The following is a 25,863-nucleotide window of genomic DNA, read 5'->3' on the forward strand; positions in this document are numbered from 1 at the left end:
TGTTAACAATATATTACTTAACGATTGCAACCAGGTGTTTAACCTTTTCAATCATACCCAGAATTGAAGGAGTCTCTTCGTGTTCAACTACACGATTCAATTTATGGAGACCAAGCGCATCCAATGTTCTTTTCTGATCAGCCGGAGCACCAATTCTACTTTTTACTTGTTTAATCTTAATAGTTGCCATAAATTTCCTCCTTATCCTCTAAATACTTTATCCAAACTTACACCTCTGTTCTGAGCTACCATGCGAGCATCTCTCATTTCACCCAAAGCCAAGATAGTAGCTTTTACCAGATTGTGAGGATTTGATGAACCCTTAGACTTAGCTAAGACATCAGTAACACCAACACTCTCCAAAACGGCACGCATTGCACCACCAGCTACCACACCTGTACCAGTCGAAGCAGGCTTGATAAATACTTCAGCACCGCCAAACTTAGCAGACTGTTCGTGAGGAACAGTACCTTTCAATACCGGAACACGAGTCAGATTCTTCTTAGCAGCTTCAACACCTTTTGCAATTGCAGCTGTAACTTCACCTGCTTTACCAAGGCCCCAACCAATAATACCGTCTTCGTTACCAACCACCACAATAGCAGAGAAGCTAAAAGTTCTACCACCTTTTGTAACCTTAGTAACACGGTTGATTGCAACCAGTCTATCTTTTAATTCTATATCGTTAGTGATCTTAACTCTATTATTAACTGCCATAATTCATTAAAATTTAAGTCCACCGTTACGAGCAGCATCAGCTACTTCTTTTACTCTCCCATGATACAAGTAACCATTACGGTCGAATACGACAGTCGTAATACCAGCTTCCTGAGCTTTCTTTGCAATCAGCTCACCAACCTTTGCAGCCTGTTCCTTTTTCGGCATAGCTTCCATGCCCAAAGAAGAAGCAGCTACCAATGTCTTACCACTTAAATCGTCGATAACCTGAACATAAATCTGCTTGTTACTTCTAAACACACTCATACGCGGACGTTCAGCAGTACCTGAAATCTTGTTGCGTACTCTATATTTAATCTTAATGCGTCTTTCTATTTTTGTTGTCATAATTGTACGATTTTATGTGAATTATTTAGCGCCAGCTGACTTACCAGACTTTCTACGAATTTCTTCACCAACAAACTTAATACCTTTTCCTTTATAAGGTTCAGGCTTACGGAAAGAACGTATTTTTGAACAAACCTGACCAAGCAGCTGTTTGTCACAAGATTCCAATATGATAAGAGGGTTCTTATTTCTTTCAGATTTAGTTTCCACCTTGATTTCAGGAGGCAACTGCATAAAAATATTATGCGTATAACCTAAAGCGAAATCAATGATATTACCGTTATTAGAAGCACGGTAACCTACACCGACCAGCTCTAATTCTTTCTTATAACCTTCAGAAACACCTACAACCATGTTGTGGATCAATGCACGATACAAACCATGGAATGCATGACGCTGTTTCAGGTTATCAAGCATCGCATCTTCATTTTCTTTCAACACCACGTGTCCGTCTGCAATTTCTACGCTGATAGCAGGATTTACAAACTGACTCAACTCACCTTTAGGTCCTTTTACATTTACTACATTATCCTTCAGAGTAACTGTTACTCCAGCAGGGATACTAATGGGTAATTTACCAATTCTTGACATTGCTTATCCTCCTAACATTAATATACATAGCAAAGAACTTCACCGCCAATCTTCAGCTCAGCAGCTTCCTTGTCTGTCATAACACCTTTGGAAGTAGATATAATAGCAATACCTAATCCATTAATAACTCTCGGCATGTCTTTGTAACCGGTATACTTACGCATACCCGGAGTAGATACTCTTTCAAGCTTCTTGATTGCGTTAACCTTGTTAACTGCATCATACTTCAAAGCCACCTTGATAGTACCCTGAGGACCATCTTCAACAAACTTGTAGTTCAGGATGTACCCTTTGTCGAAAAGGATCTTTGTAATCTCCTTTTTCAAGTTTGAAGCAGGCACTTCCACCACTCTGTGCTTAGCACTAATTGCATTTCTCAATCTAGTGAGATAATCTGCGATAGGATCTGTCATAAAAACTAATTGTTAAATTAATCAGGACTACCCTGACAATATTTAATAAAAAAATTATTTACCAGCTTGCTTTCTTAACGCCAGGAATCAAACCGTTTGAAGCCATTTCACGGAACTGAATACGTGAAATACCGAACTGACGGATATATCCTTTTGGACGTCCAGTCAACTTACAACGGTTGTGTAAACGAATAGGATTAGCGTTCTTAGGCAGAGCCTGCAGCTTCTGAGCAGCCTCAAAAGCTTCAGCAGGATCACCAGAATTTACAATCTTCTTCAACGCAGCACGCTTCTCAGCATATTTAGCAACAAGTTTAGCTCTTCTTACTTCACGAGCTTTCATTGATTCTTTTGCCATAACTTATCAATCTTTTTTAGCGTTTTTAAACGGTAATCCGAATTCCTTCAACAAAGCATAACCTTCTTCGTCAGTCTGGGCAGAAGTTACGAAAGTAATGTTCATACCCAAAATCTTGGTAATGCTGTCAATGTTGATTTCAGGGAAAATAATCTGTTCCTGAATACCCAGTGTATAGTTACCTCTTCCGTCGAACTTGCTTTCAATACCCTTAAAGTCACGGATACGCGGCAAAGCCACACGAACCAATTTTTCAAGGAACTCATACATTCTTTCACGACGCAATGTTACCATCACACCGATTGGCATTTTCTTACGCAATTTAAAGTTTGCGATATCTTTACGAGAAACAGTTGCTACAGCTTTCTGTCCTGTAATAGCAGTCAATTCATTGATTGCTACATCAATGATTTTCTTGTCAGCAACCGCCATACCCAAACCTTGATTGATAACAATCTTCTTAAGTACAGGGATTTGCATAGATGAAGAATACTGGAATTGATTCTTCAAAGCAGGAGCAATGCGCTCTGCATATTCTTTCTTAAGGCTAGCAGTATTACTCATTATTTAATCTCCTCTCCTGATTTTTTAGCATAACGAACAAATGTTCTTCCATCAGAACTTTCTCTTCTACCTACACGAGTCGGTTTTCCTGTTTTCGGATCTACCGGATTCAGGTTAGAGATGTGAATAGGAGCTTCCTGCTTCACAATACCACCCTGAGGATTCTTTGCATTCGGTTTGGTACTCTTAGATACCATGTTGATACCTTCTACCACTGCACGTCCTTCTTTAACAAGAACCTTCAACACGCGGCCAGTTTTACCCTTGTCTTCGCCAGAGTTTACGTAAACTGTATCGCCTTTTTTAATATGTAATTTACTCATTACTTAACTCTTTTACAAAATTAAAGTACTTCAGGTGCAAGTGAAACCACTTTCATGTTTGCATTACGCAACTCTCTCGCAACCGGGCCAAAAATACGACTTCCTCTAATTTCACCTGCGTTGTTCAACAACACGCAAGCATTGTCATCAAAACGAATGTAAGAACCATCAGCACGACGGATTTCTTTCTTTGTACGTACAATCAAGGCCTTTGAGACTGCACCTTTTTTAATATCACTTGAGGGGATAACACTCTTTATTGAAACTACAATAACATCCCCAACAGAGGCATAACGTCTCTTTGTACCGCCTAATACGCGGATACAAAGAGCTTCTTTTGCGCCACTGTTGTCACATACTGTAAGTCTGGATTCTGCTTGTATCATAATTACTTAGCTCTTTCAATAATTTCAATCAATCTCCATCTCTTAGTTTTACTCAAAGGACGAGTTTCCATGATGCGAACAGTATCGCCAACCTGGCATTCATTCTTTTCGTCATGAGCATGGTATTTTTTCGTTTTAGACACGAATTTACCATAAATAGGGTGTTTTTCCTTAAACTTAGCCGCAACAGTAATGGTCTTGTCCATTTTATTGCTAACTACAACACCAGTTCTTTCTTTTCTTAAATTTCTAGCTTCCATGAGGACCATTATTATTTGTTAAGTTCTCTCTGACGCAATTCTGCTTTCATACGCGCAATTGTTCTGCGTAATTTCTTGATCTGTGCAGGATTTTCCAGCGGAGAGATCGAATGATTCAAAACCATTTGATTGTAATTGGCAACTTCAGTCTGAATTCTTTCTGCCAATTCGTTGGTAGCTATTTCTCTAATTTCTGCAATCTTCATATCAATTAAGCATTTTGACTTGCGTCGTAATCACGTCTAACAATAAACTTAGTAGTAACAGGAAGTTTCTGTGCGGCGAGGCGCAAAGCTTCTTTAGCTACTTCAAAAGAAACACCTTCAACTTCGATCAAAATACGACCCGGAGTTACAGGAGCCACGAAACCTTCCGGATTACCTTTACCTTTACCCATACGTACATCAGCTGGCTTACGAGTAATAGGTTTATCCGGGAAAATGCGGATCCAAATCTGACCCTGACGCTGCATATATCTTGTTACAGCAATACGAGCTGCTTCAATCTGACGACCAGTAATCCACTTAGTCTGAAGAGATTTGATACCAAAAGTACCAAAAGCCAACTGATGACCTCTCTGGGCGTTACCTTTAGCGCTACCTTTCTGCTGTCTTCTGAATTTTGTTTTTTTCGGTTGTAACATAATTCCTAAAATTCAAATCGTTAGCGATTGTTGTTTTTCTTTCTACGGAAATTCTTTCCACCATTGTTACCGTTTCCACCACGGCTATTTTCTTTGCTCTGAGTGAAGTTAGGAGCCAACTCACGTTTTCCATAAACTTCTCCACGGCAAATCCATACCTTAATACCCAGCAAACCGACCTTAGTCAAAGCTTCTGCATGACAATAGTCAATATCTGCACGGAAAGTATGCAATGGAGTACGACCTTCCTTATACATTTCAGAACGTGCCATTTCAGCTCCGTTCAAACGACCAGAAATCAGCACTTTGATACCTTCAGCTCCCATGCGCATTGTATTGGCAATTGCCATCTTGATAGCGCGACGGTAAGCGATTTTGCCTTCTACCTGACGAGCGATGTTGTTCGCAACGATTACAGCGTCAAGTTCCGGTCTCTTTACTTCAAAGATATTAATCTGGATATCCTTGTCGGTGATCTTCTTCAATTCCTCTTTCAACTTATCAACTTCCTGACCACCTTTACCAATGATAATACCCGGACGAGCAGTACATACAGTAATTGTCACCAATTTCAGAGTACGTTCAATAACGATTCTAGAAACGCTGGCTTTTGCAAGTCTGGCATTCAGATATTTACGAATTTTGCTGTCTTCCAGCAAAGCGTCACCATAATTCTTGCCACCGTACCAATTAGAATCCCATCCTCTGATAATTCCTAAACGGTTGCTTATCGGATTAACTTTCTGTCCCATCTACTCTTAATTTTTATCATTAGTATTCTTAGCATCAACGAACAAAGTCACATGATTTGAGCGTTTACGAATTCTGTAACCTCTACCCTGCGGAGCCGGTCTCATTCTTTTCAAGGTTGCTCCCCCGTCAACATAAATCTTAGTTACAAACAATTCGCCGTCTTCAGCTTTGCGTTCGTTTTTCTGTTCCCAGTTAGCAATAGCAGAGCGTAACAGTTTTTCCACTCTAGCAGAAGCTTCTTTAGAAGAAAACTTCAAAACACCAAGTGCTCTGTTCACCTCCATACCGCGAATCATGTCAGCCACGAGACGCATTTTACGCGGAGAAGTAGGCACATTTTGCAATTTTGCAAAATACATGGTTTTAAGGGCTTCTTTTCTCTTATCAGCCGATATTTTTTTTCTTGCTCCCATTATTTATTACTTTATTATTTCAAATATGCGTCCTGTTATTATTTTTTCTTGTTACCTGCATGACCACGGAAAGTACGTGTCGGAGCAAATTCCCCCAACTTATGACCAACCATGTTTTCAGTAACGTAAACAGGAATAAATTTGTTTCCGTTATGAACTGCAATTGTATGCCCAACAAAATCAGGCGAAATCATTGAAGCTCTAGCCCATGTCTTAACAACTGACTTCTTGCCGCTCTCATTCATAGCGAGCACCTTGTTTTCCAGTTTTACATTAATATATGGACCTTTTTTTAATGAACGACTCATAAATTACTCAATTAATCAGTTGTTATTACTTTCTTCTTTCTATAATATATTTAGAAGACTGTTTCTTAGGTGCTCTTGTCTTCAAGCCCTTAGCATACAAGCCTGTACGTGATCTCGGGTGACCTCCTGACTGACGTCCTTCACCACCACCCATCGGGTGATCCACAGGGTTCATAACAACACCACGGTTATGAGGACGACGGCCCAACCAACGAGAGCGACCTGCCTTACCAGAAGCTTCCAAAGCGTGGTCAGAATTACCCACACTACCGATAGTAGCTTTACAAGCACTTAAAATCTGTCTTACTTCACCTGAAGGCAATTTGATTACACAATACTTACCCTCACGAGAAGTCAACTGAGCAAAGTTACCAGCCGATCTTACCAAAGCAGCACCCTGTCCCGGACGCAATTCAATGTTGTGAATTACCGTACCTACGGGGATGTTTTCAAGAGGAAGTGCGTTACCAATCTCAGGCGCCGCATTCGCTCCAGACATCAAAGTACTACCTACTTGCAATCCATTAGGAGCAATGATATATCTTTTTTCACCATCAGCATAAAACAACAAAGCAATACGAGCCGAACGGTTCGGATCATATTCAATGGTTTTAACGACTGCTGGAACACCGTCTTTATTTCTCTTGAAATCGATAATACGGAATTTTCTCTTATGACCGCCACCGATATAGCGCATTGTCATTTTACCTACGTGGTTACGACCACCCGTAGAACGCTTTCCATATACAAGAGATTTTTCTGGTACCGATGCAGTAATTTCTTCAAAAGTACCAATAATTTTGTGTCTCTGCCCCGGTGTTGTGGGCTTAAATTTACGTACTGCCATCTTTTATTTAAATATTGCTATAAAAATCAATAGTATCACCTTCTTTCAATGTGACGATTGCTTTCTTATATGCATTCGTACGGCCATTGATAAGACCAGACTTAGTATAACGGCTCTTGTTCTTACCCGCGTAACGGATTGTATTCACATCCACTACAGTCACGTTATACATAGCTTCGATTTCACGCTTAATTTCTAACTTGTTAGCTTCAGGACGGACAATAAATCCAAAGCGGTTGAACTTTTCAGATATTGCCGTCATCTTTTCTGTAACCAACGGTTTAATAATCATTCCCATATTACTTCAGCCTCCTTTAATTATTTCACTAAGGTTTCCTCGATAGCTTTCAATGCACTTTCTGTCACAACAAGAGTTTCTGCGTTCAATACAGAGTATGTATTCAGCGCAGAAGCAATTGCAAGATTTGTACGCTCTAAGTTACGAGCAGACAAATATACGTTTTTATTTGCTTCCGGCAAAACCATAAGTAGCTTTTTACCAGCCACTTTAAGATTATTCACAACGTTTACGAATTCTTTAGTCTTAGGAGCTTCAAAAGTGAAGTCTTCAACCACCACGATGCTGTTAGCCTGAGCTTTATATGCCAAAGCAGACTTACGAGCCAGAGTCTTCACTTTCTTGTTCAGTTTGAACCAATAGTCACGAGGTTTCGGACCGAATACACGAGCACCACCCACCAATACTGGAGAGTTGATATCACCACGACGTGCACCGCCACCACCTTTCTGACGGCCTAATTTACGAGTAGAGCCACTGATTTCGCTTCTTTCCTTAGACTTGTGAGTACCCTGGCGCTGATTAGCCATATACTGTTTTACATCCAGATAGATAGCGTGATCATTTGGAGTGATTCCGAAGATAGCCTCATTCAAAGCCACCTTTCTTCCGGTTTCTTCACCCTTGATATTTAAAACGTTAACTTCCATTATTTCTCAATTATTACGATTGAACCTTTACAACCCGGAACAGAACCTTTAATCAACAGCAGGTTGTGTTCAGGAATCACTTTTAATACCTGTAAGTTGTGAGTAGTCACTCTGTCACCACCCATTTGGCCACCCATACGCATTCCTTTGAATACTTTTGCAGGGTAAGAACAAGCACCGATAGAACCCGGCTTACGAGCACGGTTGTGCTGACCGTGAGTAGTCTGACCTACACCACCAAATCCATGACGTTTTACAACACCCTGGAAACCTTTTCCCTTAGAAGTTCCAATTACATCTACATAAGCAGTGTCATTGAACAATTCCACAGTGATAGTGTCACCTAAATTCAATTCTTCTGAGAAATCTTTGAACTCGGCCAAGTGTCTCTTTGGAGTTACTCCAGCTTTCTTAAAGTGACCCATCAACGGTTTTGTAGTATGCTTTTCCTTTTTGTCCTGGAAACCTACCTGAACAGCTGCATAGCCATCTTTTTCTACACTCTTAATCTGAGTAACTACACAAGGACCAGCTTCGATAACAGTGCATGGTACATTCTTACCATCAGCACTGAAAACGGATGTCATTCCGATTTTCTTTCCTAATAATCCTGGCATTTCAGTTAATTTTTAATTGATTAAACTTTAATTTCTACTTCTACCCCACTCGGTAATTCCAACTTCATCAAAGCATCTACTGTCTTTGCAGTTGAGCTGTAGATGTCAATCAGTCTCTTGTAAGAAGACAATTCAAACTGTTCACGTGACTTCTTGTTTACGAAAGTCGAACGGTTTACAGTAAAGATACGCTTGTGTGTAGGCAATGGAATCGGACCACTTACGATGGCACCTGTAGCCTTCACAGTTCTTACAATCTTTTCAGCTGACTTGTCTACCAAGTTGTGATCGTAAGATTTCAGTTTAATTCTGATTTTCTGACTCATGTTTATTTATTAAATTATTAAATGAATAACTGGAGGAAGCTTGAAGGCTAAGAGTCATTCGCTAGCCCTCATCGACTTCCGTCCTATTGTTTATTATACCAAATCAACGCGACCTTTCACTTCTTCCAATACAGTCTTAGCAATTGAGCTAGAAACCTGTGCGTGGTGATCGTAACTCATTGAAGAAGTAGCACGACCTGAGGTAATAGTACGCAAAGCTGTTACATAACCGAACATTTCAGCCAACGGAACCATAGCTTTCACGATACGTGCGCCAGAACGGCTTGTTTCCATACCTTCAACCTGACCACGACGTTTGTTCAAGTCACCGATAACATCACCCATGTTCTCTTCCGGAGTAACCACTTCCAGCTTCATAATCGGTTCCATCAGAACCGGACCTGCTTTCACACAAGCATTCTTGTATGCCTGGATAGCACAGATTTCGAATGACAACTGGTCAGAGTCAACCGGATGGAAAGAACCATCCTTCAACACAACCTTCAGTGAATCGAGCGGGAAGCCGGCCAATACACCATTCTTCATAGCAGTCTGGAAACCTTTCTGTACAGAAGGAATAAATTCCTTAGGCACATTACCACCCTTCACTTCATCGATGAACTGCAGACCACCCTGCTTCCAATCTTCGTCAACCGGACCTACAGATACGATGATATCGGCGAACTTACCACGACCACCAGACTGTTTCTTATAAACTTCACGCAATTCTACAGTCTTCGTGATAGCTTCCTTATAGTTAACCTGCGGACGACCCTGGTTACATTCAACCTTGAACTCACGTTTCAGACGGTCGATGATGATATCCAAGTGAAGCTCACCCATACCAGAGATGATAGTCTGTCCAGTCTGTTCATCTGTACGTACAGTAAATGTCGGGTCTTCTTCAGCCAGCTTAGCCAAACCGTTAGACAGCTTGTCCAAATCTTTCTGAGTCTTCGGCTCTACTGCAATACCGATAACGGGTTCCGGGAAGTCCATAGATTCCAATACAATCGGAGCAGTTTCGTCACACAATGTATCACCTGTACGGATATCCTTGAAACCTACACCAGCACCGATATCACCAGCACTGATTACTTCTACCGGATTCTGCTTGTTTGAGTGCATCTGGAACAGACGAGAAACACGTTCTTTCTTACCTGAACGAGAGTTGTAGATATAAGAACCAGCTTCAATCTTACCAGAGTAAACACGGAAGAAAGTCAGACGGCCCACATACGGGTCTGTAGCAATCTTGAATGCCAAAGCAGCAGTCTTTTCATCCTCATCCGGTTTACGGTCCTCTTCAGCACCTGTATTCGGATTGGTACCCACGATGTTCGGAGTATCCAGCGGAGAAGGCAAGAATGCACATACATAATCCAACAATGTCTGTACACCTTTGTTCTTGAATGAAGAACCACACAACATCGGGACAATTTCCATCTTCAGAGTTCCGGCACGCAGAGCACGCAAGATTTCCTCTTCAGTGATAGTAGAAGGATCGTCAAAATATTTTTCCATCAAGGCTTCATCGAATTCAGCCACCTTTTCCAACATTTTGTCTCTCCACTCATTGGCTTCATCAACCAAGTTTGCAGGAATTTCTTCTACATCATAGTCAGCACCCATTGTTTCATCGTGCCACAAGATAGCCTTCATCTTAATCAGGTCGACAACTCCCTTGAAAGATTCTTCCGCACCGATAGGAATTACTACCGGGCAAGGATTTGCGCCCAACACGTCCTTCATCTGGCGAACTACTTCAAAAAAGTCAGCACCAGAACGGTCCATTTTATTTACATAACCGATACGAGGAACATTATATTTATCAGCCTGACGCCATACAGTTTCTGACTGAGGCTCTACACCACCCACAGCACAATATGTAGCAACTGCACCATCCAATACACGAAGAGAACGTTCTACTTCCGCAGTGAAGTCCACGTGTCCCGGAGTATCAATCAAGTTGATTTTATATTTATTACCTGCATACTTCCAATAAGTAGTTGTGGCAGCAGATGTAATAGTAATACCACGTTCCTGTTCCTGTTCCATCCAGTCCATGGTAGCAGCACCATCGTGAACTTCACCGATTTTGTGAGTCAAACCTGTGTAGAACAAGATACGCTCAGAAGTCGTAGTCTTACCTGCATCGATGTGCGCCATGATCCCGATGTTACGGGTCAAATGCAAATCATGTTTAGCCATTTTAATTCCGTCTTAATTAATTAATTACTCGATTAGAATCTGAAGTGAGCAAATGCACGGTTAGCTTCAGCCATACGGTGCATATCCTCTTTACGTTTGAAAGCACCACCCTGCTCATTGTATGCGTCAAGGATTTCTGCTGCCAATTTATCAGCCATTGACTTACCTCCACGCTTACGAGCAAAAGCAATCAGATTCTTCATAGAAATTGATTCTTTACGATCCGGACGGATTTCTGTAGGAACCTGGAAAGTAGCACCACCAATACGGCGAGATTTTACTTCCAGCTGCGGAGTTACATTATCAAGAGCCTTTTTCCAAACCTCCAAAGCAGAAGTTTCTTCAGCCGGCAGCTTGGTTTCAACTGTTTTCAGTGCATTGTAGAAGATTTCATAAGAAGTGTTCTTCTTTCCATCATACATCAGATGGTTTACGAATTTTGAAACCTTCTGGTCGTTAAATACCGGATCCGGAAGGATCACACGTTTTTTTGGTTTTGCTTTTCTCATTTTGTTTGATAATAATGTTTAGTTTGGGGCTGCATCGCGTCTACTTCAACGCTTCCTCCGAAGCATTTACTCAACCTTAAAGCTTTTCCAACAAACCAAAACGAATTAATAAAAGTTTTTCTTAAACTAAGGATTGTACTCAGTCAGAATTATTTCTTACCTTTTCCTGCCGGAGCTGCTTGTCCTGGTTTCGGGCGCTTAGCACCATACTTAGAACGTCTCTGTGTACGACCTGCTACACCTGCTGTATCCAGTGTACCACGTACGATGTGATAACGTACACCCGGAAGGTCTTTTACACGACCACCACGAACCAAAACGATTGAGTGTTCCTGCAAGTTATGTCCTTCTCCCGGAATGTAAGAGTTCACTTCCTTAGAGTTTGTCAGACGCACACGAGCAACTTTACGCATTGCTGAGTTCGGTTTTTTCGGAGTTGTAGTGTAAACACGTACACAAACGCCACGTCTCTGAGGACATGAGTCCAATGCCGGTGATTTACTCTTATCAACCAAAACCGTTCTTCCTTTTCTTACTAACTGTTGAATAGTAGGCATTTTGTTTGATTTTTAATTGTTATATATTTATTTTTATTGTTTCTACAATCCTTGGCGAAATACTATATTTCGGGCTGCAAAATTACAAATAACTTTTTAATAGACAAACTGTTTTTAGAAAGAAAAAAGCCCATTCCCCGAAAAAAACGGGAAATGAGCCTCCTGAAGCTATTTTTTATGTTTTTTTAAGCCTCTCCCTTAAAATCACTCAACGGCGGAACAAAGGTTTTTCCCCCTTGTGCCTGCTGTTCAGGCATCCGAATCTGACCGAAATTCTGTTCATATTTAGCCACATTGTCTTGCAATGCAAACATCAGACGTTTTGCATGTTCCGGGGTCATCACAATACGAGACTGAACACCAGCCTTCGGCAACCCTGGCATCACACGGACAAAGTCTATGATAAACTCAGAACTTGAATGAGTGATAATCGCTAAATTTGCATAAGTGCCCTGTGCAACTTCTTCTTTCAATTCTATCTGAAGCTGATTTTTGTTTTCGTTTTCCATAATGATTAAACTGTTTTAATGAATTTATATGGCAAATGTAGGAAAAAAGTCGGAGTAAACTAATAAATCCACTTCTTTTTCTAGTCTGTATGGCCACAATCCACTTCAAAAAACTTTTTGTCCACCTTCCCAACTCACTAAAAAGCTACCTTTGTACTTAAATCAATATCATAAATCATTTGATCATGAAAAACCAATTCTTCAAACTAGGGTTTATTGCCTTCACTGTTTTTGCCACACATAGTTCTATATTGCAAGGTGCGCCACAAGACACTACATTCGTGGCAACCGGGAACCCGGTTGTATCCTACAAATATTTGGGTGATCCGGCAGCTTTGGTTCATGACGGCACGGTATATATTTACGCCGGACATGACGAATGTCCCGCACCTCATCAATATTATCTGATGAACGAATGGTGCATTTTATCCACACAAGACATGAAAACGTTTACCGAACATGCCTATACCTTGAAAGCCACTGATTTCAAATGGGCCAAAGGGGAAGCATGGGCCAGCCAGGTCATTGAAAGGAACGGGAAATTCTATTGGTATGTCACCGTCGAACATGCCACTATCCCCGGCAAATCAATCGGAGTTGCAGTAGCCGACTCTCCTACAGGTCCTTTTAAAGATGCACGTGGCAGCGCACTCATCACCAATGACATGACCACTCAATACACCTCCATCACCTGGGACGACATCGACCCGACGGTCTTCATTGATGACGACGGCCAAGCTTATCTTTTTTGGGGAAATACCCAATGCTATTACGCAAAATTAAAAGAGAATATGACAGAGCTGGACGGCCCCATCCACCCCATCAACCTGCCACGATACACCGAAGCACCTTGGGTGCATAAACATGGCGACTGGTACTATCTGTCATTTGCCTCAGAATTTCCTGAAAAAATATGCTATGCCATGAGCAAGCACATTAACGGCCCTTGGATTTACAAAGGCATCCTTAATGAAATTGCCGGAAACTCCAATACAAACCATCAGGCCATTATTGATTTCAAAGGAAAATCCTACTTCATCTACCATAATGGGAGTATCAACCCTAATGGTTGCGGATTCAGAAGGTCCATTTGTATCGACCCGCTCTTCTACCAAGCGGACGGAAGCATAAAACGCATACAAATGACCACAGAAGGCGTGTTCAAATAAATAAAAATCCGGAAGGGTCCATGAATTCCCCTTCCGGATTTTTATTTATTTTTTCCGTTTGCTACGTTTGGCCCAACCCTCTTCCGAAAAATCTGGCTCCTCCCCCCGAAACGGCTGATTATCCTGCTGGAAGAACTGTTTCCAGTCATCTTTCTTTTTAGGACCGCGGGGATTGACATACCCTCTTTCTGCCCGACTCGGTTTCTTTGTTTTTTCAGTTTTCAAACTCTTATCGGTTGCCTTTTCAGCTACTGCCTTCTTTTTCTTTCCGTTCTTGTCGCTTTTTCCGGTATTTTCACCCGCCACTTCTACGCAAACCTTATGCCCGCCGTTCAACACCACCTTGTTCAAAGCCTTTATCACCTGCGGAGCCTGCTCTTGAATCACCTCAAAAAAAGAAAAATTCTGCATCAAATCAATACGGCCAATCTGAATACGCTCCTTTCTCAAGTTCCGATTTATCAGGTCGATAATCTGATTGGTATAAAAACCATCCGTCTTACCTAAGTTCAAGAACAAACGCATATAACCCTTTTCTGCCTTGCGGCCCACCTTCTCCTTATCTCCACCTTTACGAGATTCCTTCGCTTCACCTTTCTTATCACTGGATTTAGGCTGTTCAATTTCAGGTGCATTCTTGTAATAATCCAAAAAACGGTTAAACTCTAGCGACACTACCCGCTTAATCAAGTCTTCCTTATCCAGCCAGTCCAGCTTCCGGTAAATGCCCGGCAGAAAGGTAGCAATCTCTTCCTCATCCACCTTCACCTTTTCAATATCATCAATCACTTTTATCAGCTGCTGCTCACAGATTTCCTTACCGGAAGGGAGCACACTCACCTCAAACTTCTTCTTAATGATCCGCTCGATATCCCGCATACGTCCCTTCTCACGTAAATTGATAATGGCAATCGAAATACCTGTCTTTCCGGCACGCCCTGTACGTCCACTTCGGTGGGTATAACTTTCAATATCATCCGGCAAGCCATAATTGATAACATGCGTCAAATCGTTCACATCCAGCCCACGTGCAGCCACATCGGTCGCCACCAGTAACTGCAGATGACGCTGCCGGAATTTCTGCATCACCAAGTCACGCTGAGCCTGACTCAGTTCGCCATGCAGAGAATCTGCATTGTATCCATCCTGAATCAGTTTGTCGGCAATTTCCTGCGTTTCCTTTCGAGTCCGGCAAAAGATAATGCCATAAATCTGGGGATAAAAGTCTACCACCCGCTTCAAGGCCAGATACTTGTCCTTTGCGTGCACAATATAAGCCACATGATTGACATTCTTGCTGCCTTCATTCTTAGTCCCTATTGTAATTTCTTTGGCACCATGGAGATAGGTTTTTGCAATACGGCTGATTTCCGGACTCATTGTAGCCGAAAACATCAACGTATTTCTATCTTTAGGAATATTCTCAAGAATCGTATTAATACTGTCCGTAAAGCCCATGTTAAGCATCTCATCGGCTTCATCCATTACCACATCGCGAACCGTTTCCAGCTGTGCAACCTTGCGCTCCATCAGATCAATCAAACGTCCCGGAGTAGCCACAATGATATGTACCCCTCTCTTCAAGCTACGAATCTGGCTGTCGATAGAGGAACCTCCGTATACAGGCAAAATCTTTAAATCGGTAATATACTTTGAATAATCAGTCAAGTCCCCCGCAATCTGCAGGCAAAGTTCTCGTGTAGGACAAAGCACCAAAGCTTGGGGTACACGGTTTTTCACATCAATTTTCTGTATCAGCGGCAGACCAAATGCGGCTGTTTTTCCGGTTCCGGTTTGCGCCAGAGCCACTACATCATTGCCGTTCCCCAACAAATACGGGATTACTTCTTCTTGCACCGGCATGGGATTCTCATATCCCATTTCCTCGATTGCTTTACGTATTTCGGGCGAAACGCCAAGTTCTTCAAATGTTTTCATCAATTCAATTATCTAATTTGCTGCAAAGATACAGACAAATCAAATGCAGCCCAAGACTTTAATCCTTTTGATTCAAAAGATTTTTCACGGCCACCCTGTCCCGCTGCAACTGCTGCGTCAATTCTTCCACATTATCGAATTTCACTTCTGGACGAATATAATCCACAAACTCCACCTTAATCAGCTCCTCATAAATATCACCCAGAAAATTCAAGATATGAACTTCTATACTTACCGCCTGATTGTCATCATTTACAGTGGGGCAACTGCCAATATTCAACATACCGGCATAACGTTCCTTCCCCAAATACACATAAACCGCATACACGCCGGATACAGGAAGCTGTTTCTCAGCACACAGTGGCTGAATATTAGCCGTCGGAAAACCTAACGTACGTCCTAGCTTCCGACCGTCCACTACTCTTCCGTTCAGATAATAAGAATATCCCAAATAAGAGTTAGCCTGTTTTACTTGGCCATCCTGCAAGCAGGAACGAATCAAAGTAGAGCTGATGGATACACCTTCTTCCACCAAAGCTTTGGACTGCATAACCCGCATTCCCAGTTCTTTCCCATACCGGCAATATTCCTGATAGCCTTCTCCCTGATCATGTCCAAAATGATGATCATAACCCACAAAAAGTGTCTGCACATGGTACACATTATGAAGAATCTCCATAAACTCACGGGCAGAAAGCAAAGACAGCTCTTTCGTGAAAGGCAGCAACACACAATATTCTATGGGAGTATGTTCGAAACATTCTATCTTCTGCGACAGGCATGTAAGCAGACGGGGCTGATAGTTGGCATCCAACACCTGCCGCGGATGACGTGTGAACGTAATCAAGCAAGAAGCAAGGCCTTCTGCCTTCGCTATATTATGAACCTGTTCAATCAGATATCGATGTCCTCTGTGTACGCCATCAAAACAACCTATCGTCGCTACACAGGCTGGAAGATTGGTGGCGGTAGCATCCGTTACTATTTCCATTCTTATTCAATGATTTTTTGAAGTTGCACAGCTAAGTCATTCCCTGGAATATAATGAAGCACATTTATTCCCAGAGAAGCGGCAGCCTGACAATTCGCCATCGAATCATCCACAAAAAGGGTTTCCTCCGCCATCAATCCAGCTTCATTCAGCACTTCCCGGAAAATTTCCGTATCAGGTTTTACCAGATGTATCTGGAAAGAGAGGAATATACGGGCAAAGTAGTCCTGCACCTGCCTGTCTCTGTACGCAAACTTGCCGGTGCATACCTGCCAATGCAACTCGTTCGTATTACTCAACAAATATAAATTATAATCTTTTCTCAAGCTCCACAACAAATCAAGCTTATACGCCGGAACATCTTTCAGCATACGGTTCCAGATTCTGTCAATATCTGCATCCGGAAGCGAACAGCCCGTCCATTGACGGATATGCTCCCGAAACTGGACAGTAGTCAGTATACCCGCCTCATAATCCTTGAAAAAACCAGATTCATTGGTACCCGTCATCCACTTCCGGACTTCGTGCAAGCCAATTCGCTCCAGTTCCTCCATGCACCCAGGCACATCCAAGTCCAAAAGCACACCGCCTAAATCAAATATAATATTTTTAAGCCGATTCATTTATTTTATTTATTCTTTTGCGCCATTCGCTTAATTCCTCGCCAAATCTCGCCAACCCAAAGCACCAACGATGTTCCGACAATAATATAAACCCACTCCATTACAGACAAGGGTTCGGTACGGAACACTTTTCCTCCCACGGTCACAATGACAAATTGTCCGACCAGAATGATCAAAGCCACACCTAACATGCCTATTGCATGACTGGCATCTTTGAATATAGAATGATTAGTACCGAACACACTGGCATTGAACAGGTTCCAGAATTGCAACATCACAAAAATCGTAAAGAAAATAGTTAGATGATGCACATCCATTCCACCAGGCATATTATTGAATATGGACAACATACCCATCAAAATAATAAGAAAAGCAGCCCCTACTCCAAAAATATTTTTCCGCATGGCCGGAGTAATGATGAAATCTGTACGTTTACGAGGCTTCTCGTTCATGACATCCATACTTGGAGAAATAGAAGCTAATGCCATGGCTGCAAAGGTATCCATAATCAGGTTCACCCACAACATCTGAGTCACCGTCAAAGGAAGTGCAGTACCCAGAAAAGCACCCAACAACACACTAAGCAGCGCCACCACATTAATGGTCAACTGGAAGACAATAAAACGCTGGATGTTTTTATACAACGAGCGTCCCCACATCACGGCAGTAGCGATGCTGTGGAAAGAATCATCCAGCAACGTGATATCACTGGCCTCTTTCGCAACCGATGTACCCGTACCCATGGAAAGGCCTACCTGCGCATGATTCAATGCCGGCGCATCGTTCGTACCATCTCCCGTCACGGCCACCACTTCGCCTTTCTGCTGGAGCAACTGTACCAGTCGCTGCTTGTCCATCGGACGTGCACGGCTCATCACTTTCAAATCAACCACTCTTTCCAATGCCTCCTCATCGCTCAAGGCGGCAAATTCTACTCCCGTAATCCGGTTACGTTCTGTATCTTCCGGAGTCCAAAGACCTATCTGACGGGCAATTTCCGTGGCTGTTCCCGGAGTATCTCCCGTTACAATCTTCACACGAATGCCGGCTGACTGACATTTCTTTACCGCATCCGGTACATCCGGACGGATCGGATCGCTAATAGCAAAGATACCTAAGAAAGTCAACCCGCCTTCTTTCATCAGTTCCGCACAGTCCGTGGAATCTCCTTCCGGTATCACCTTATAAGCGATGCCCAAGGTACGCATGGCCTGGTTCTGATAGGCCAAAAGCTGCGCATTGTACTGCTTTATCCGGTTTTCTTCCAATCCGCATTTTCCCATCACAATTTCAGGAGCACCCTTCACATACAGAATACGGAGTTTCCGCACAGCAGAATCGACCAGCGTAGCCATATACTTTCTTTCCGTGGAGAAAGTCAGCTGACTGACCACCTTTGCCTGATTTCTCAAAACAATGTAATCCTGTCCTTGCCCGTTCAGCCAAAGCAGCAAAGCCACTTCTGTAGGATTTCCTACGCCCGACGGTTTTCCATCTTCCTTTTCCTCCAAAAAGGCAGTCGAATTGGTTGCAATCCCTTCGGCAATCAAATCCTTCTGATTTTCATCCAGTTGTGCATCATACACCTGCATCAGGTTCTGTGTAAGCGTACCCGTCTTATCCGTGCAAATCACCGTAATCGCTCCCATGGTTTCACAGGCATGCATCTTGCGAACTAAATTGTTGGTTTTTAGCATACGGCGCATATTCAATGCCAGACTCAGCGTCACACTCATCGGCAACCCTTCGGGTACAGCTACCACAATCAGAGTTACGGCCATCATAAAATATTTCAATACTATCTGCGCGATGACCAACCACTGATGCCAGTCGGTAACTTCTGTCATACTCAGATACGCATACAAATCTTTTGCGGTAAAAATGACGAAAGTCAATATCGCAATCGTAAATCCGACTTTTCCTATCAGGTTAGCCAGCTTCGTAAGCTGCAGGTTCAAAGGCGTCTGTTCCTGGCTCTGTTCCGTAGCCTGGCGGGCCACCTTACCGATTTCAGTCGCATCACCGACTTTCTCCACCTGCATCACTCCATGGCCGTCTGTCACTGTTGTTCCACGCATCACCGTATTCGACGGATAAGTAGCTTCATCATCAAAATGTGCTTCATCCGTTGTCTTATTGACCATCAGTTCTCCTGTCAGACTGGATTCATTCACTTGCAGAGACACTGCCTCCAGCAACGTTCCATCCGCCGGAATCTCATCACCCGTATTCAGAATGACGATATCTCCCACTACTACATCTTTTCTGGGAATTTCATGCACCTTCCCGTTACGAATTACCATCACCGGCGTTTCTTCTCCCACGGCATTCAGCAAATCGAACTTCTTATTGGCATCGTATTCAAAATAAAACCCGATTCCCGTAGCCAGAAAGATAGCAAAAAAGATACCGATGGTCTCGGCATATTCGTTTTCAATCACAGAAATCAATAAAGAAAAAGCTGCGGCCACCAACAAAATCTTGATTACCGGATCTTGAAACTTTTCCAAGTAAAGTTTAAAAATGGAAGGACGTTTAGGAGGGGTCAATAAGTTAGTCCCATATTTTTGACGATTTTGAAGGACTTCCTGCTCCGTTAATCCCTTGAAATGAGAGTCATGCATATTTTGTGACATACGTCTAAAAGTTAAAAATTAATATCTGCAAAAATACAATATATATTGAAAGCATCTTTTCCATTAGTTTTTTTTATCATTTTTTTCTAGCCAAATGTTGCAGATTTCATGCCAAACCATTACTTTTGTACCGCATTTCCAAACATTTATTTGGATTTCGGACTTGTAGCTCAGTTGGTTAGAGCAACAGACTCATAATCTGGAGGTCCCAGGTTCAAGCCCTGGCTGGTCCACGAATAAAAGGCTCATTTCTAACGAAATAGAGCCTTTTTTCGTGTCCAACCTCCCGATTACAAGCTGTTGCTCCTATATCTTTTTATTCTTTTTAAGGCATTTGTTTCACTATTGTTTCACCAGTTAAACAATATGCAATATGCTGACAATCAATCCAGAAATTGTAAAAGTACAAAGACAATCTAATGAATGTTTCACTGTACGCCTTAGATTCACACTAAACAGGAAGATGAAACGTGTGTCAACAAGCCTTTTTGCAACTCCTAATGACTTGACAAAAGATTTTAAAATCAAAGCGACATCACCATTGAAGAAAGAAGTAAATACTCTAATTCAAAGCTATCAAAGTAAATGTGCAAAACTTCAAATAGAATTAAATGATTATACCATAGAAGATATAATGGATTATTTGAACAGTGAGAAACAAAAGCTGCAAACAATAGATTTTATAAAGTTCAGTCGTGAATGGATAGCCTCAACAACTATAAAAGGTGCACCCAATTATACTTCTGCCATTAATGCTTTGGTACGTTTTATTCGTAAAGAAGAATTGGATATTAATTTGGTTACATCCGATTTTCTGGAACAATTCAAATCTTTTCTCAACAAGGAACGTGAAGTTAGAATCAGGAGATTAAAACAACAAGGTAAACGTGTCACCTCAAACCGTACTCTTTCTCTTTATTTGATAAGCATAAAGAAACTATTTAATGAAGCCAAAAAGAAATACAATAAAAAAGATAAAAATCTAATTCTTATTCCTCATTCTCCTTTTGATGATTTCGTAATACCCAAACAGGAAGCTACACGCAAAAGAGCTATCCCAGCAGACATAATAAAGAAAGTCTGGGAACTACCATACAAGGATATGAAGAAAGGATATAAAGCCACCTGCCGTTATAATTTGGCTAAAGATTGCTTCATTTTATCATTCTGTCTTATGGGAATTAATTCAGCAGACCTTTATAGTGCAACAGAAATGAAAACTAATACTATTATATATAATAGAACTAAAACAAAAGACCGTAGGCTCGATTGTGCAAAAATGATGGTGGATATTCCTAAAATCATTCAACCTATTATTGATAAATACAGGGATAAGACAGGTAAACGATTATTCAATTTCTATCAATATTACTGTGACGAAAAAGGTTTCAACAAGGCTATCAATTATGGCTTAAAAGAAATTGGTTCTATTTTAGGGATTGATGATTTAGAATATTATGCAGCTCGCCATAGTTGGGCAACCATAGCATTAAATAAAGTAGGAATAGACAAATACATAGTTCATGCTGCCTTGAATCATATAGACGATTCCATGAAAGTGACAGATATTTACATTGAACGTGACTTTGTGAATGAAAATAAAGCAAATGCCAAAGTTGTACGGTATGTGTTTGGTAAGTAGTTTTATGATTATCCCACTTGCAGTTATTGTGAGTGGGATTTTCTTTTTTAATTTTGTTCCAAATATAATTTATGAAACCATGCTTGAAGTTACATTTGACATTCCAACGATAAAGAAACTATATCCAGAACTAAATAGATGTTTTGGGTTCACTTATGACGACATATCCAATGAACTGACCCAAGTCTATACCAAGAAAGCATTCAATTTAACACCAGAAGAAAAAGAACTTGCCAACCAGTGTAAATCTGAAAATGGTTGGGGAGTGGATGCTATAAAATTTGCATTAGCCACCAATGAGAATATAGTAGTAACTGTTCCTGAAAATTTTAATCCAACAGCAATCATGGAATCGTATGTTACAGAACTTCATAATGAGAATTTGATTTCATGTGCATTGATATTCATGGCTGCACTTCTCTATAGGAACAGAATAAAAGAAGTCCAAATATCAGAGGGAGAATATGACGATATGCAATATCAACAATATATCCATGAAGTCAGACCAGATATGTTAAAACTCTACATTGCGCTCAATCAGCCCAAGCAGAAAAATGGAAAAGACTTTATTACTGATATTAAAATCGCAGCAGGTGGTAATTCCCCAATACTTATCAATAACAAAGATAGTTGGTTTGAAAACTTTCTGAATAAATACCTGCATCAATATTTAGGAGTAAGTAATCTGGAGGAAGCTCAAAAGGAATTGGATATTATCTACGGAAATAAAAAAGTAGGCAATAAAATGATTGACCCCACTCAATCACTCTATATATGGGGAACATATCAATTGCTACAAAACACACATTTAAAATCCACCAAAGAAAAAGTCCCAACAAGACCACAAGCCAATTTAATTGAATCATATTTGAGAGCAATCGAATTGATAGATACTGATGATGTTACGACTGATGCCAACAATATAAGAAGCAGATTGAATTCATTCCTCAAAAAATATGATACGGTAGAAGCCCTGTTGGATTACAAAACATTCAAATCATCACCTTACAATATAGGTGGAACAAAACTCTGGTAAATTAAACTCTCCATATTTAAAGGCAGTTCTTACAACGGTAAAGAATTGCCTTTTTCTTTGCTATCTTTTTTACCATTTCCTCATATTCTAATTTTCTACTTTCGCATCGCTTTTAAAAAGAAATGATGCTGAATCCCAAAATAAATGGTTGGTAAAAAACTCACTAAAACACACAGATATTCTTTACCAATCGACCAGATGAGAACATCATATCTTTGCAGCGTAATCAAAAAGCCAAGTGCGCATAGGCTTGATGATTGGATGATAAATTAAAACCCAATAAAGACAAACATGATGAAAAATACTAATAACAAATTGGTTGAAAACGTAAACGCAGTAGAAATTAATCAAAATAATAAGGATATGAAACAAGAAGTAACTTATAAAACAGTAAAAGCCAATATCAATGGCACAGTAGAAAACATAATTTTGGGATATTCCACCTATAACATGGAAAGACCTAAAGATAAAGCAGACCTGATTTCTCTTATTGATAAAGAGAAAATGCTGGACGTAATTTTCCATTTAGGAAATGCTGATATATTCTGGAATGAGGAAATAGAGTTGAAAGATGCAAATGGAAATATCATTCCTAAAGACACACCAAATGTTTATGTTCCATGCGATACCGCTGATACTTATTGGAGATTTGAAGTAGATGAAATCTTACAGAATGTTGAGATTCATAAATTTAACTCTCTACAGGAATACGGACAGGCTATTGGTAACACAACACTATACAGCCGTAAACCCAACAATGTTGAATCTTTAGGTTTTGCATCCATTGCATCTAAAAATCCGACCTATAATTCAATTTACAATTTTGCCAAGAAACATAGTATTCCTATGAATACTGCCATGTCGTTTTTTGATGTAAAACTGAAACAGGTACAAACAATGCAGTTGGCTATGGGCTTAAATGTAAAGGATATTCCTGAATTAAAGAGAACGGAAGAAGAAGCAGAACAACTAATAGAATCGGTTGAAATGGTCTTTGGAAAGCAGGAAAAAGGCAAAAGATATGCCATCAATTCCATTAATACAACTATCCGACAGTTCAATTTAGAAACTGTTCTTGACGCATTGGCTAAAATTCCAGCATCAATCATAACGACATATAAGATGAGTGAATGCCATGAGAAAGAGAGCTGTTTGGTAGCTGAATTAGTATTGTTTATTTGTGAAATGCAGGAAAAACAGGCTGCTTAACTAATGGGAAGCCCATGTGACAGGTGGGCTTCTCTACTCTGAATTTTATGGTTGGGTATTTCAGCCCTATAGAACTATCTCAATTCACCTCTTTTATAGACTTTAGACATATTTGAAGTTCTATAATTATGGTTACTGCTAACAGATTTTTAAAAGCCAACAATATATGATAACCAAGTTAGATATTCAAGAGAAAGATGGATTCCTTATCATGGAGGACTTTCCTGCAAACTGCATCTTTAATAAGGTCAAGACGGGTTGTGGTGCTACTACCATAGCACTTACTAATAGTGAGAATTATATCATCGCAGTTCCAACCACTGAACTTATTGAGAACAAATGCTATCCTATTAAAGATGCAGATGGTAGTGTGAAGTTCTGGAAGAAACATGAACGTAAAGCAGGATTAAGTCCAGTAATTAGTAATTTGTTTGGTTTATATGGGAATTTCACCTATGAGCTTAAACGGAAATTAAAAGACTATTTATCTATTACTGGAATAAAGAAAATCATTTGTACTTATGATAAAATAGATAAGCTAGTAGAATTTATCAATCCTAAGGAATTTAAATTGTTAATTGATGAATATCATAATTTCCTTAAACAGTATTCATTCAGAGATAAAGCCATCAACGGTGTACTGGCTCATTTCAAAGAGTTTAAATCTTATTGTTTTCTATCTGCCACTCCTATTCCAAAGGATTTGAAACCCTCTATTTTCAACGGTATTCCAGAATACATTGCCAATTGGAGTGAATCGGATGAAATTACCGTTTATCCTTACCATACGGACAAGCCTTATATGGTAGCAGCCAAGTTTATCAAGACCTACCAAACTAAAAGTTATCTGAATGTAAACGGCATTGAGAGTAGGGAAGCATACTTCTTTATCAACAGCGTTACTGAAATCAAAGCCATACTTAAACAAACTCAACTAACAGAAGATGATTATAGGATTATATGTGCAGATAATGATAAAAATAGAATGACATTGAAAGGATATATCATATCCAGTTCAACTGATACACCCAAGAAGTTCAACTTTATAACTTCCAAATCATTTGAAGGTGTGGACTTCCATTCTGAAACAGGACTGTGTTTTGTTGTAAGCAATGTACAAAACAGACATACTTTGGTAAGCATTGATATGGATATACCTCAAATTGTAGGAAGAATCAGAACCAAGTCCAATCCATTTAGGAATAAGGTAGTCCATATCTTCAATACTAAAGCTACTGACCATTACACGACATTTGAAGAAATGGAGCAGATAGTGAACGAGGAAGTTAAAGCTGCACAGGAAAGAGCTGATATGCTTAATAATGCCAAGCTATCAGAACCTGCAATCAAACAACAAGTTAATGAGATTAAGAAAGTTGGGGTTGAATCTTACCTATCTTATCAAGAGAATAAATTTATCATCAATGATATGGTAGCCAAGTTGCAGCTTTACAGTTACTATATTACTACTGTAGTTTATCAATCCGACCAGTCATTAAGAAATACCTACATACAATCAGGAATAACCGTCACCAAAGGTAAATGGTACGTTGCGCCAGAAAAGTTTGTCAAGGATTTAATTTCAGAGCCAACATTCAGGGAGCTACATAAACGGTATTGTGAAATCAAAGAAAAACCAATGACATTCAATCTTGGGATAATTGAAATAGAACACAGATACCCTATTTTAGGAAGAGCCTACCGTCAACTGGGAATAAAAGAGCTGAAACGTTTACGGACTATCAAATCTATAAAATTAGCTTTAGGTGAAAATTGATATTTAATATACAAGAGGGGGTACACCACTATTTTATCCCCCTCATGGGTACTTGAAGAAAAAAGAATGCTTTAAAAACTTTCTCTGATGGCTGACTGAAAAAAGAATGCTTTTTAATAAGAGAACTGGCACGATGCACTATTACCATAGCTAATGGAATAATTTACTAAGCTCCTCACTTCAAATAAAGTCTCTTTAGGGAAAAGCACAAGAATAGCCTAAGATGCAAACGAAGAAATTC

General features: G+C 40.4%; 33 protein-coding genes and 1 tRNA gene. 6 read left to right on the plus strand and 28 right to left on the minus strand.

Going from position 1 to position 25,863, the window contains the following annotated elements; genetic code table 11:
* Positions 1–13: 13 nt before the first annotated feature.
* From rpmD to OIM59_RS15805, 24 genes are all read right to left on the minus strand, one after another.
* A complete protein-coding gene (rpmD, locus tag OIM59_RS15690) occupies positions 14–190 on the minus strand; it encodes a 50S ribosomal protein L30 (protein WP_072543771.1) in 177 nt (58 codons plus the stop codon).
* 11 nt (positions 191–201) lie between these two features.
* Entirely contained in the window at positions 202–717 is a 516-nt protein-coding gene (gene rpsE / locus OIM59_RS15695; protein WP_072543770.1) for a 30S ribosomal protein S5, read from the minus strand.
* Positions 718–723: 6 nt separating this feature from the next.
* Positions 724–1,065, minus strand: coding sequence for a 50S ribosomal protein L18 (gene rplR, locus OIM59_RS15700; RefSeq protein ID WP_007559370.1), 342 nt, complete (start codon positions 1,063–1,065; stop codon positions 724–726).
* Between the two features lie 21 nt (positions 1,066–1,086).
* Positions 1,087–1,656: a 50S ribosomal protein L6 gene (gene rplF, locus OIM59_RS15705; RefSeq protein ID WP_148330617.1), complete on the minus strand. Its 570-nt coding sequence runs from the start codon at positions 1,654–1,656 to the stop codon at positions 1,087–1,089.
* A 17-nt stretch (positions 1,657–1,673) separates the two neighbouring features.
* A complete protein-coding gene (gene rpsH, locus OIM59_RS15710) occupies positions 1,674–2,069 on the minus strand; it encodes a 30S ribosomal protein S8 (protein WP_007559373.1) in 396 nt (131 codons plus the stop codon).
* Between the two features lie 58 nt (positions 2,070–2,127).
* Entirely contained in the window at positions 2,128–2,427 is a 300-nt protein-coding gene (gene rpsN / locus OIM59_RS15715) for a 30S ribosomal protein S14 (RefSeq protein ID WP_148330619.1), read from the minus strand.
* Positions 2,428–2,433: 6 nt separating this feature from the next.
* Entirely contained in the window at positions 2,434–2,991 is a 558-nt protein-coding gene (gene rplE, locus OIM59_RS15720) for a 50S ribosomal protein L5 (RefSeq protein WP_007559375.1), read from the minus strand.
* A complete protein-coding gene (gene rplX / locus OIM59_RS15725; protein ID WP_072543767.1) occupies positions 2,991–3,314 on the minus strand; it encodes a 50S ribosomal protein L24 in 324 nt (107 codons plus the stop codon). The genes rplE and rplX overlap by 1 nt, the downstream gene beginning before the upstream one ends.
* A gap of 20 nt (positions 3,315–3,334) precedes the next feature.
* On the minus strand, positions 3,335–3,700 hold the full coding sequence (gene rplN, locus OIM59_RS15730) for a 50S ribosomal protein L14 (RefSeq protein WP_007559377.1): 366 nt from the start codon (positions 3,698–3,700) through the stop codon (positions 3,335–3,337).
* 2 nt (positions 3,701–3,702) lie between these two features.
* A complete protein-coding gene (gene rpsQ, locus OIM59_RS15735) occupies positions 3,703–3,960 on the minus strand; it encodes a 30S ribosomal protein S17 (protein WP_072544105.1) in 258 nt (85 codons plus the stop codon).
* Positions 3,961–3,971: 11 nt separating this feature from the next.
* Entirely contained in the window at positions 3,972–4,166 is a 195-nt protein-coding gene (gene rpmC, locus OIM59_RS15740; RefSeq protein ID WP_007559379.1) for a 50S ribosomal protein L29, read from the minus strand.
* 5 nt (positions 4,167–4,171) lie between these two features.
* Positions 4,172–4,603 carry a 50S ribosomal protein L16 gene (gene rplP / locus OIM59_RS15745; RefSeq protein WP_013617999.1) on the minus strand — a complete coding sequence of 144 codons (432 nt, stop codon included), beginning with the start codon at positions 4,601–4,603 and terminating at the stop codon, positions 4,172–4,174.
* Between the two features lie 20 nt (positions 4,604–4,623).
* On the minus strand, positions 4,624–5,355 hold the full coding sequence (gene rpsC, locus OIM59_RS15750) for a 30S ribosomal protein S3 (RefSeq protein WP_072543766.1): 732 nt from the start codon (positions 5,353–5,355) through the stop codon (positions 4,624–4,626).
* A 6-nt stretch (positions 5,356–5,361) separates the two neighbouring features.
* Positions 5,362–5,769, minus strand: coding sequence for a 50S ribosomal protein L22 (rplV, locus tag OIM59_RS15755; protein WP_072543765.1), 408 nt, complete (start codon positions 5,767–5,769; stop codon positions 5,362–5,364).
* 38 nt (positions 5,770–5,807) lie between these two features.
* The gene (gene rpsS / locus OIM59_RS15760; RefSeq protein WP_007559385.1) at positions 5,808–6,077 is read right to left on the minus strand and encodes a 30S ribosomal protein S19; all 270 of its coding nucleotides are present in this window, start codon (positions 6,075–6,077) and stop codon (positions 5,808–5,810) included.
* Positions 6,078–6,102: 25 nt separating this feature from the next.
* Positions 6,103–6,924, minus strand: a complete 822-nt coding sequence (rplB, locus tag OIM59_RS15765; protein ID WP_072529631.1) for a 50S ribosomal protein L2 — start codon at positions 6,922–6,924, stop codon at positions 6,103–6,105.
* Positions 6,925–6,931: 7 nt separating this feature from the next.
* Positions 6,932–7,222: a 50S ribosomal protein L23 gene (gene rplW, locus OIM59_RS15770; protein ID WP_007559388.1), complete on the minus strand. Its 291-nt coding sequence runs from the start codon at positions 7,220–7,222 to the stop codon at positions 6,932–6,934.
* Between the two features lie 20 nt (positions 7,223–7,242).
* On the minus strand, positions 7,243–7,872 hold the full coding sequence (gene rplD / locus OIM59_RS15775; protein ID WP_299170753.1) for a 50S ribosomal protein L4: 630 nt from the start codon (positions 7,870–7,872) through the stop codon (positions 7,243–7,245).
* Positions 7,872–8,489, minus strand: a complete 618-nt coding sequence (gene rplC / locus OIM59_RS15780; RefSeq protein ID WP_007559391.1) for a 50S ribosomal protein L3 — start codon at positions 8,487–8,489, stop codon at positions 7,872–7,874. Before rplC ends, rplD begins: the two co-directional genes overlap by 1 nt.
* Before the next feature lie 20 nt (positions 8,490–8,509).
* Entirely contained in the window at positions 8,510–8,815 is a 306-nt protein-coding gene (gene rpsJ, locus OIM59_RS15785) for a 30S ribosomal protein S10 (RefSeq protein ID WP_002558075.1), read from the minus strand.
* Positions 8,816–8,908: 93 nt separating this feature from the next.
* Positions 8,909–11,026, minus strand: coding sequence for an elongation factor G (gene fusA, locus OIM59_RS15790; RefSeq protein ID WP_072543762.1), 2,118 nt, complete (start codon positions 11,024–11,026; stop codon positions 8,909–8,911).
* A 32-nt stretch (positions 11,027–11,058) separates the two neighbouring features.
* The gene (gene rpsG / locus OIM59_RS15795) at positions 11,059–11,535 is read right to left on the minus strand and encodes a 30S ribosomal protein S7 (protein WP_072543761.1); all 477 of its coding nucleotides are present in this window, start codon (positions 11,533–11,535) and stop codon (positions 11,059–11,061) included.
* A 149-nt stretch (positions 11,536–11,684) separates the two neighbouring features.
* Positions 11,685–12,092, minus strand: coding sequence for a 30S ribosomal protein S12 (gene rpsL / locus OIM59_RS15800; protein ID WP_007559394.1), 408 nt, complete (start codon positions 12,090–12,092; stop codon positions 11,685–11,687).
* Between the two features lie 185 nt (positions 12,093–12,277).
* A complete protein-coding gene (locus tag OIM59_RS15805) occupies positions 12,278–12,601 on the minus strand; it encodes a DUF3467 domain-containing protein (protein ID WP_072543760.1) in 324 nt (107 codons plus the stop codon).
* A gap of 185 nt (positions 12,602–12,786) precedes the next feature.
* Between OIM59_RS15805 and OIM59_RS15810 the strand changes: the two genes are divergently transcribed.
* Positions 12,787–13,770 (plus strand): glycoside hydrolase family 43 protein, encoded by a 984-nt coding sequence (locus OIM59_RS15810; RefSeq protein ID WP_299170760.1) that lies wholly within the window; start codon positions 12,787–12,789, stop codon positions 13,768–13,770.
* A gap of 45 nt (positions 13,771–13,815) precedes the next feature.
* Here OIM59_RS15810 and OIM59_RS15815 read toward each other — a convergent pair whose 3' ends face one another.
* The 4 genes from OIM59_RS15815 to OIM59_RS15830 are packed head-to-tail and all read right to left on the minus strand — an operon-like array spanning position 13,816 to position 19,958.
* The gene (locus OIM59_RS15815) at positions 13,816–15,708 is read right to left on the minus strand and encodes a DEAD/DEAH box helicase (RefSeq protein ID WP_299170762.1); all 1,893 of its coding nucleotides are present in this window, start codon (positions 15,706–15,708) and stop codon (positions 13,816–13,818) included.
* 58 nt (positions 15,709–15,766) lie between these two features.
* Positions 15,767–16,699 carry a riboflavin biosynthesis protein RibF gene (gene ribF / locus OIM59_RS15820; RefSeq protein ID WP_299170764.1) on the minus strand — a complete coding sequence of 311 codons (933 nt, stop codon included), beginning with the start codon at positions 16,697–16,699 and terminating at the stop codon, positions 15,767–15,769.
* A gap of 2 nt (positions 16,700–16,701) precedes the next feature.
* Positions 16,702–17,322, minus strand: a complete 621-nt coding sequence (locus tag OIM59_RS15825; RefSeq protein ID WP_299170766.1) for an HAD family phosphatase — start codon at positions 17,320–17,322, stop codon at positions 16,702–16,704.
* Positions 17,323–17,327: 5 nt separating this feature from the next.
* The gene (locus OIM59_RS15830; protein WP_299170768.1) at positions 17,328–19,958 is read right to left on the minus strand and encodes a calcium-translocating P-type ATPase, PMCA-type; all 2,631 of its coding nucleotides are present in this window, start codon (positions 19,956–19,958) and stop codon (positions 17,328–17,330) included.
* Between the two features lie 159 nt (positions 19,959–20,117).
* Between OIM59_RS15830 and OIM59_RS15835 the strand changes: the two genes are divergently transcribed.
* From OIM59_RS15835 to OIM59_RS15855, 5 genes are all read left to right on the plus strand, one after another.
* A tRNA-Ile gene (locus OIM59_RS15835) sits at positions 20,118–20,191 on the plus strand.
* A gap of 140 nt (positions 20,192–20,331) precedes the next feature.
* On the plus strand, positions 20,332–21,600 hold the full coding sequence (locus OIM59_RS15840; protein WP_299170770.1) for a phage integrase SAM-like domain-containing protein: 1,269 nt from the start codon (positions 20,332–20,334) through the stop codon (positions 21,598–21,600).
* Positions 21,551–22,636 carry a hypothetical protein gene (locus OIM59_RS15845; protein ID WP_299170772.1) on the plus strand — a complete coding sequence of 362 codons (1,086 nt, stop codon included), beginning with the start codon at positions 21,551–21,553 and terminating at the stop codon, positions 22,634–22,636. The genes OIM59_RS15840 and OIM59_RS15845 overlap by 50 nt, the downstream gene beginning before the upstream one ends.
* 291 nt (positions 22,637–22,927) lie before the next feature.
* Positions 22,928–23,845: a hypothetical protein gene (locus OIM59_RS15850; RefSeq protein WP_299170774.1), complete on the plus strand. Its 918-nt coding sequence runs from the start codon at positions 22,928–22,930 to the stop codon at positions 23,843–23,845.
* Between the two features lie 166 nt (positions 23,846–24,011).
* Positions 24,012–25,622, plus strand: coding sequence for a hypothetical protein (locus OIM59_RS15855; RefSeq protein ID WP_299170776.1), 1,611 nt, complete (start codon positions 24,012–24,014; stop codon positions 25,620–25,622).
* Positions 25,623–25,863 lie beyond the last annotated feature (241 nt).

The sequence above is a fragment of the Bacteroides mediterraneensis genome (genome assembly GCF_025993685.1).
Taxonomy (GTDB): domain Bacteria; phylum Bacteroidota; class Bacteroidia; order Bacteroidales; family Bacteroidaceae; genus Phocaeicola; species Phocaeicola mediterraneensis_A.

Excerpts from the sequence above, each read along its gene's own strand:
- rpmD (WP_072543771.1), bottom strand. The coding sequence starts at position 190 with ATGGCAACTATTAAGATTAAACAAGTAAAAAGTAGAATTGGTGCTCCG.
- rpsE (WP_072543770.1), bottom strand. The coding sequence starts at position 717 with ATGGCAGTTAATAATAGAGTTAAGATCACTAACGATATAGAATTAAAA.
- rplR (WP_007559370.1), bottom strand. The coding sequence starts at position 1,065 with ATGACAACAAAAATAGAAAGACGCATTAAGATTAAATATAGAGTACGC.
- rplF (WP_148330617.1), bottom strand. The coding sequence starts at position 1,656 with ATGTCAAGAATTGGTAAATTACCCATTAGTATCCCTGCTGGAGTAACA.
- rpsH (WP_007559373.1), bottom strand. The coding sequence starts at position 2,069 with ATGACAGATCCTATCGCAGATTATCTCACTAGATTGAGAAATGCAATT.
- rpsN (WP_148330619.1), bottom strand. The coding sequence starts at position 2,427 with ATGGCAAAAGAATCAATGAAAGCTCGTGAAGTAAGAAGAGCTAAACTT.
- rplE (WP_007559375.1), bottom strand. The coding sequence starts at position 2,991 with ATGAGTAATACTGCTAGCCTTAAGAAAGAATATGCAGAGCGCATTGCT.
- rplX (WP_072543767.1), bottom strand. The coding sequence starts at position 3,314 with ATGAGTAAATTACATATTAAAAAAGGCGATACAGTTTACGTAAACTCT.
- rplN (WP_007559377.1), bottom strand. The coding sequence starts at position 3,700 with ATGATACAAGCAGAATCCAGACTTACAGTATGTGACAACAGTGGCGCA.
- rpsQ (WP_072544105.1), bottom strand. The coding sequence starts at position 3,960 with ATGGAAGCTAGAAATTTAAGAAAAGAAAGAACTGGTGTTGTAGTTAGC.
- rpmC (WP_007559379.1), bottom strand. The coding sequence starts at position 4,166 with ATGAAGATTGCAGAAATTAGAGAAATAGCTACCAACGAATTGGCAGAA.
- rplP (WP_013617999.1), bottom strand. The coding sequence starts at position 4,603 with ATGTTACAACCGAAAAAAACAAAATTCAGAAGACAGCAGAAAGGTAGC.
- rpsC (WP_072543766.1), bottom strand. The coding sequence starts at position 5,355 with ATGGGACAGAAAGTTAATCCGATAAGCAACCGTTTAGGAATTATCAGA.
- rplV (WP_072543765.1), bottom strand. The coding sequence starts at position 5,769 with ATGGGAGCAAGAAAAAAAATATCGGCTGATAAGAGAAAAGAAGCCCTT.
- rpsS (WP_007559385.1), bottom strand. The coding sequence starts at position 6,077 with ATGAGTCGTTCATTAAAAAAAGGTCCATATATTAATGTAAAACTGGAA.
- rplB (WP_072529631.1), bottom strand. The coding sequence starts at position 6,924 with ATGGCAGTACGTAAATTTAAGCCCACAACACCGGGGCAGAGACACAAA.
- rplW (WP_007559388.1), bottom strand. The coding sequence starts at position 7,222 with ATGGGAATGATTATTAAACCGTTGGTTACAGAAAAGATGACGGCAATA.
- rplD (WP_299170753.1), bottom strand. The coding sequence starts at position 7,872 with ATGGAAGTTAACGTTTTAAATATCAAGGGTGAAGAAACCGGAAGAAAG.
- rplC (WP_007559391.1), bottom strand. The coding sequence starts at position 8,489 with ATGCCAGGATTATTAGGAAAGAAAATCGGAATGACATCCGTTTTCAGT.
- rpsJ (WP_002558075.1), bottom strand. The coding sequence starts at position 8,815 with ATGAGTCAGAAAATCAGAATTAAACTGAAATCTTACGATCACAACTTG.
- fusA (WP_072543762.1), bottom strand. The coding sequence starts at position 11,026 with ATGGCTAAACATGATTTGCATTTGACCCGTAACATCGGGATCATGGCG.
- rpsG (WP_072543761.1), bottom strand. The coding sequence starts at position 11,535 with ATGAGAAAAGCAAAACCAAAAAAACGTGTGATCCTTCCGGATCCGGTA.
- rpsL (WP_007559394.1), bottom strand. The coding sequence starts at position 12,092 with ATGCCTACTATTCAACAGTTAGTAAGAAAAGGAAGAACGGTTTTGGTT.
- OIM59_RS15805 (WP_072543760.1), bottom strand. The coding sequence starts at position 12,601 with ATGGAAAACGAAAACAAAAATCAGCTTCAGATAGAATTGAAAGAAGAA.
- OIM59_RS15810 (WP_299170760.1), top strand. The coding sequence starts at position 12,787 with ATGAAAAACCAATTCTTCAAACTAGGGTTTATTGCCTTCACTGTTTTT.
- OIM59_RS15815 (WP_299170762.1), bottom strand. The coding sequence starts at position 15,708 with ATGAAAACATTTGAAGAACTTGGCGTTTCGCCCGAAATACGTAAAGCA.
- ribF (WP_299170764.1), bottom strand. The coding sequence starts at position 16,699 with ATGGAAATAGTAACGGATGCTACCGCCACCAATCTTCCAGCCTGTGTA.
- OIM59_RS15825 (WP_299170766.1), bottom strand. The coding sequence starts at position 17,322 with ATGAATCGGCTTAAAAATATTATATTTGATTTAGGCGGTGTGCTTTTG.
- OIM59_RS15830 (WP_299170768.1), bottom strand. The coding sequence starts at position 19,958 with ATGTCACAAAATATGCATGACTCTCATTTCAAGGGATTAACGGAGCAG.
- OIM59_RS15840 (WP_299170770.1), top strand. The coding sequence starts at position 20,332 with ATGCTGACAATCAATCCAGAAATTGTAAAAGTACAAAGACAATCTAAT.
- OIM59_RS15845 (WP_299170772.1), top strand. The coding sequence starts at position 21,551 with ATGAAAATAAAGCAAATGCCAAAGTTGTACGGTATGTGTTTGGTAAGT.
- OIM59_RS15850 (WP_299170774.1), top strand. The coding sequence starts at position 22,928 with ATGATGAAAAATACTAATAACAAATTGGTTGAAAACGTAAACGCAGTA.
- OIM59_RS15855 (WP_299170776.1), top strand. The coding sequence starts at position 24,012 with ATGATAACCAAGTTAGATATTCAAGAGAAAGATGGATTCCTTATCATG.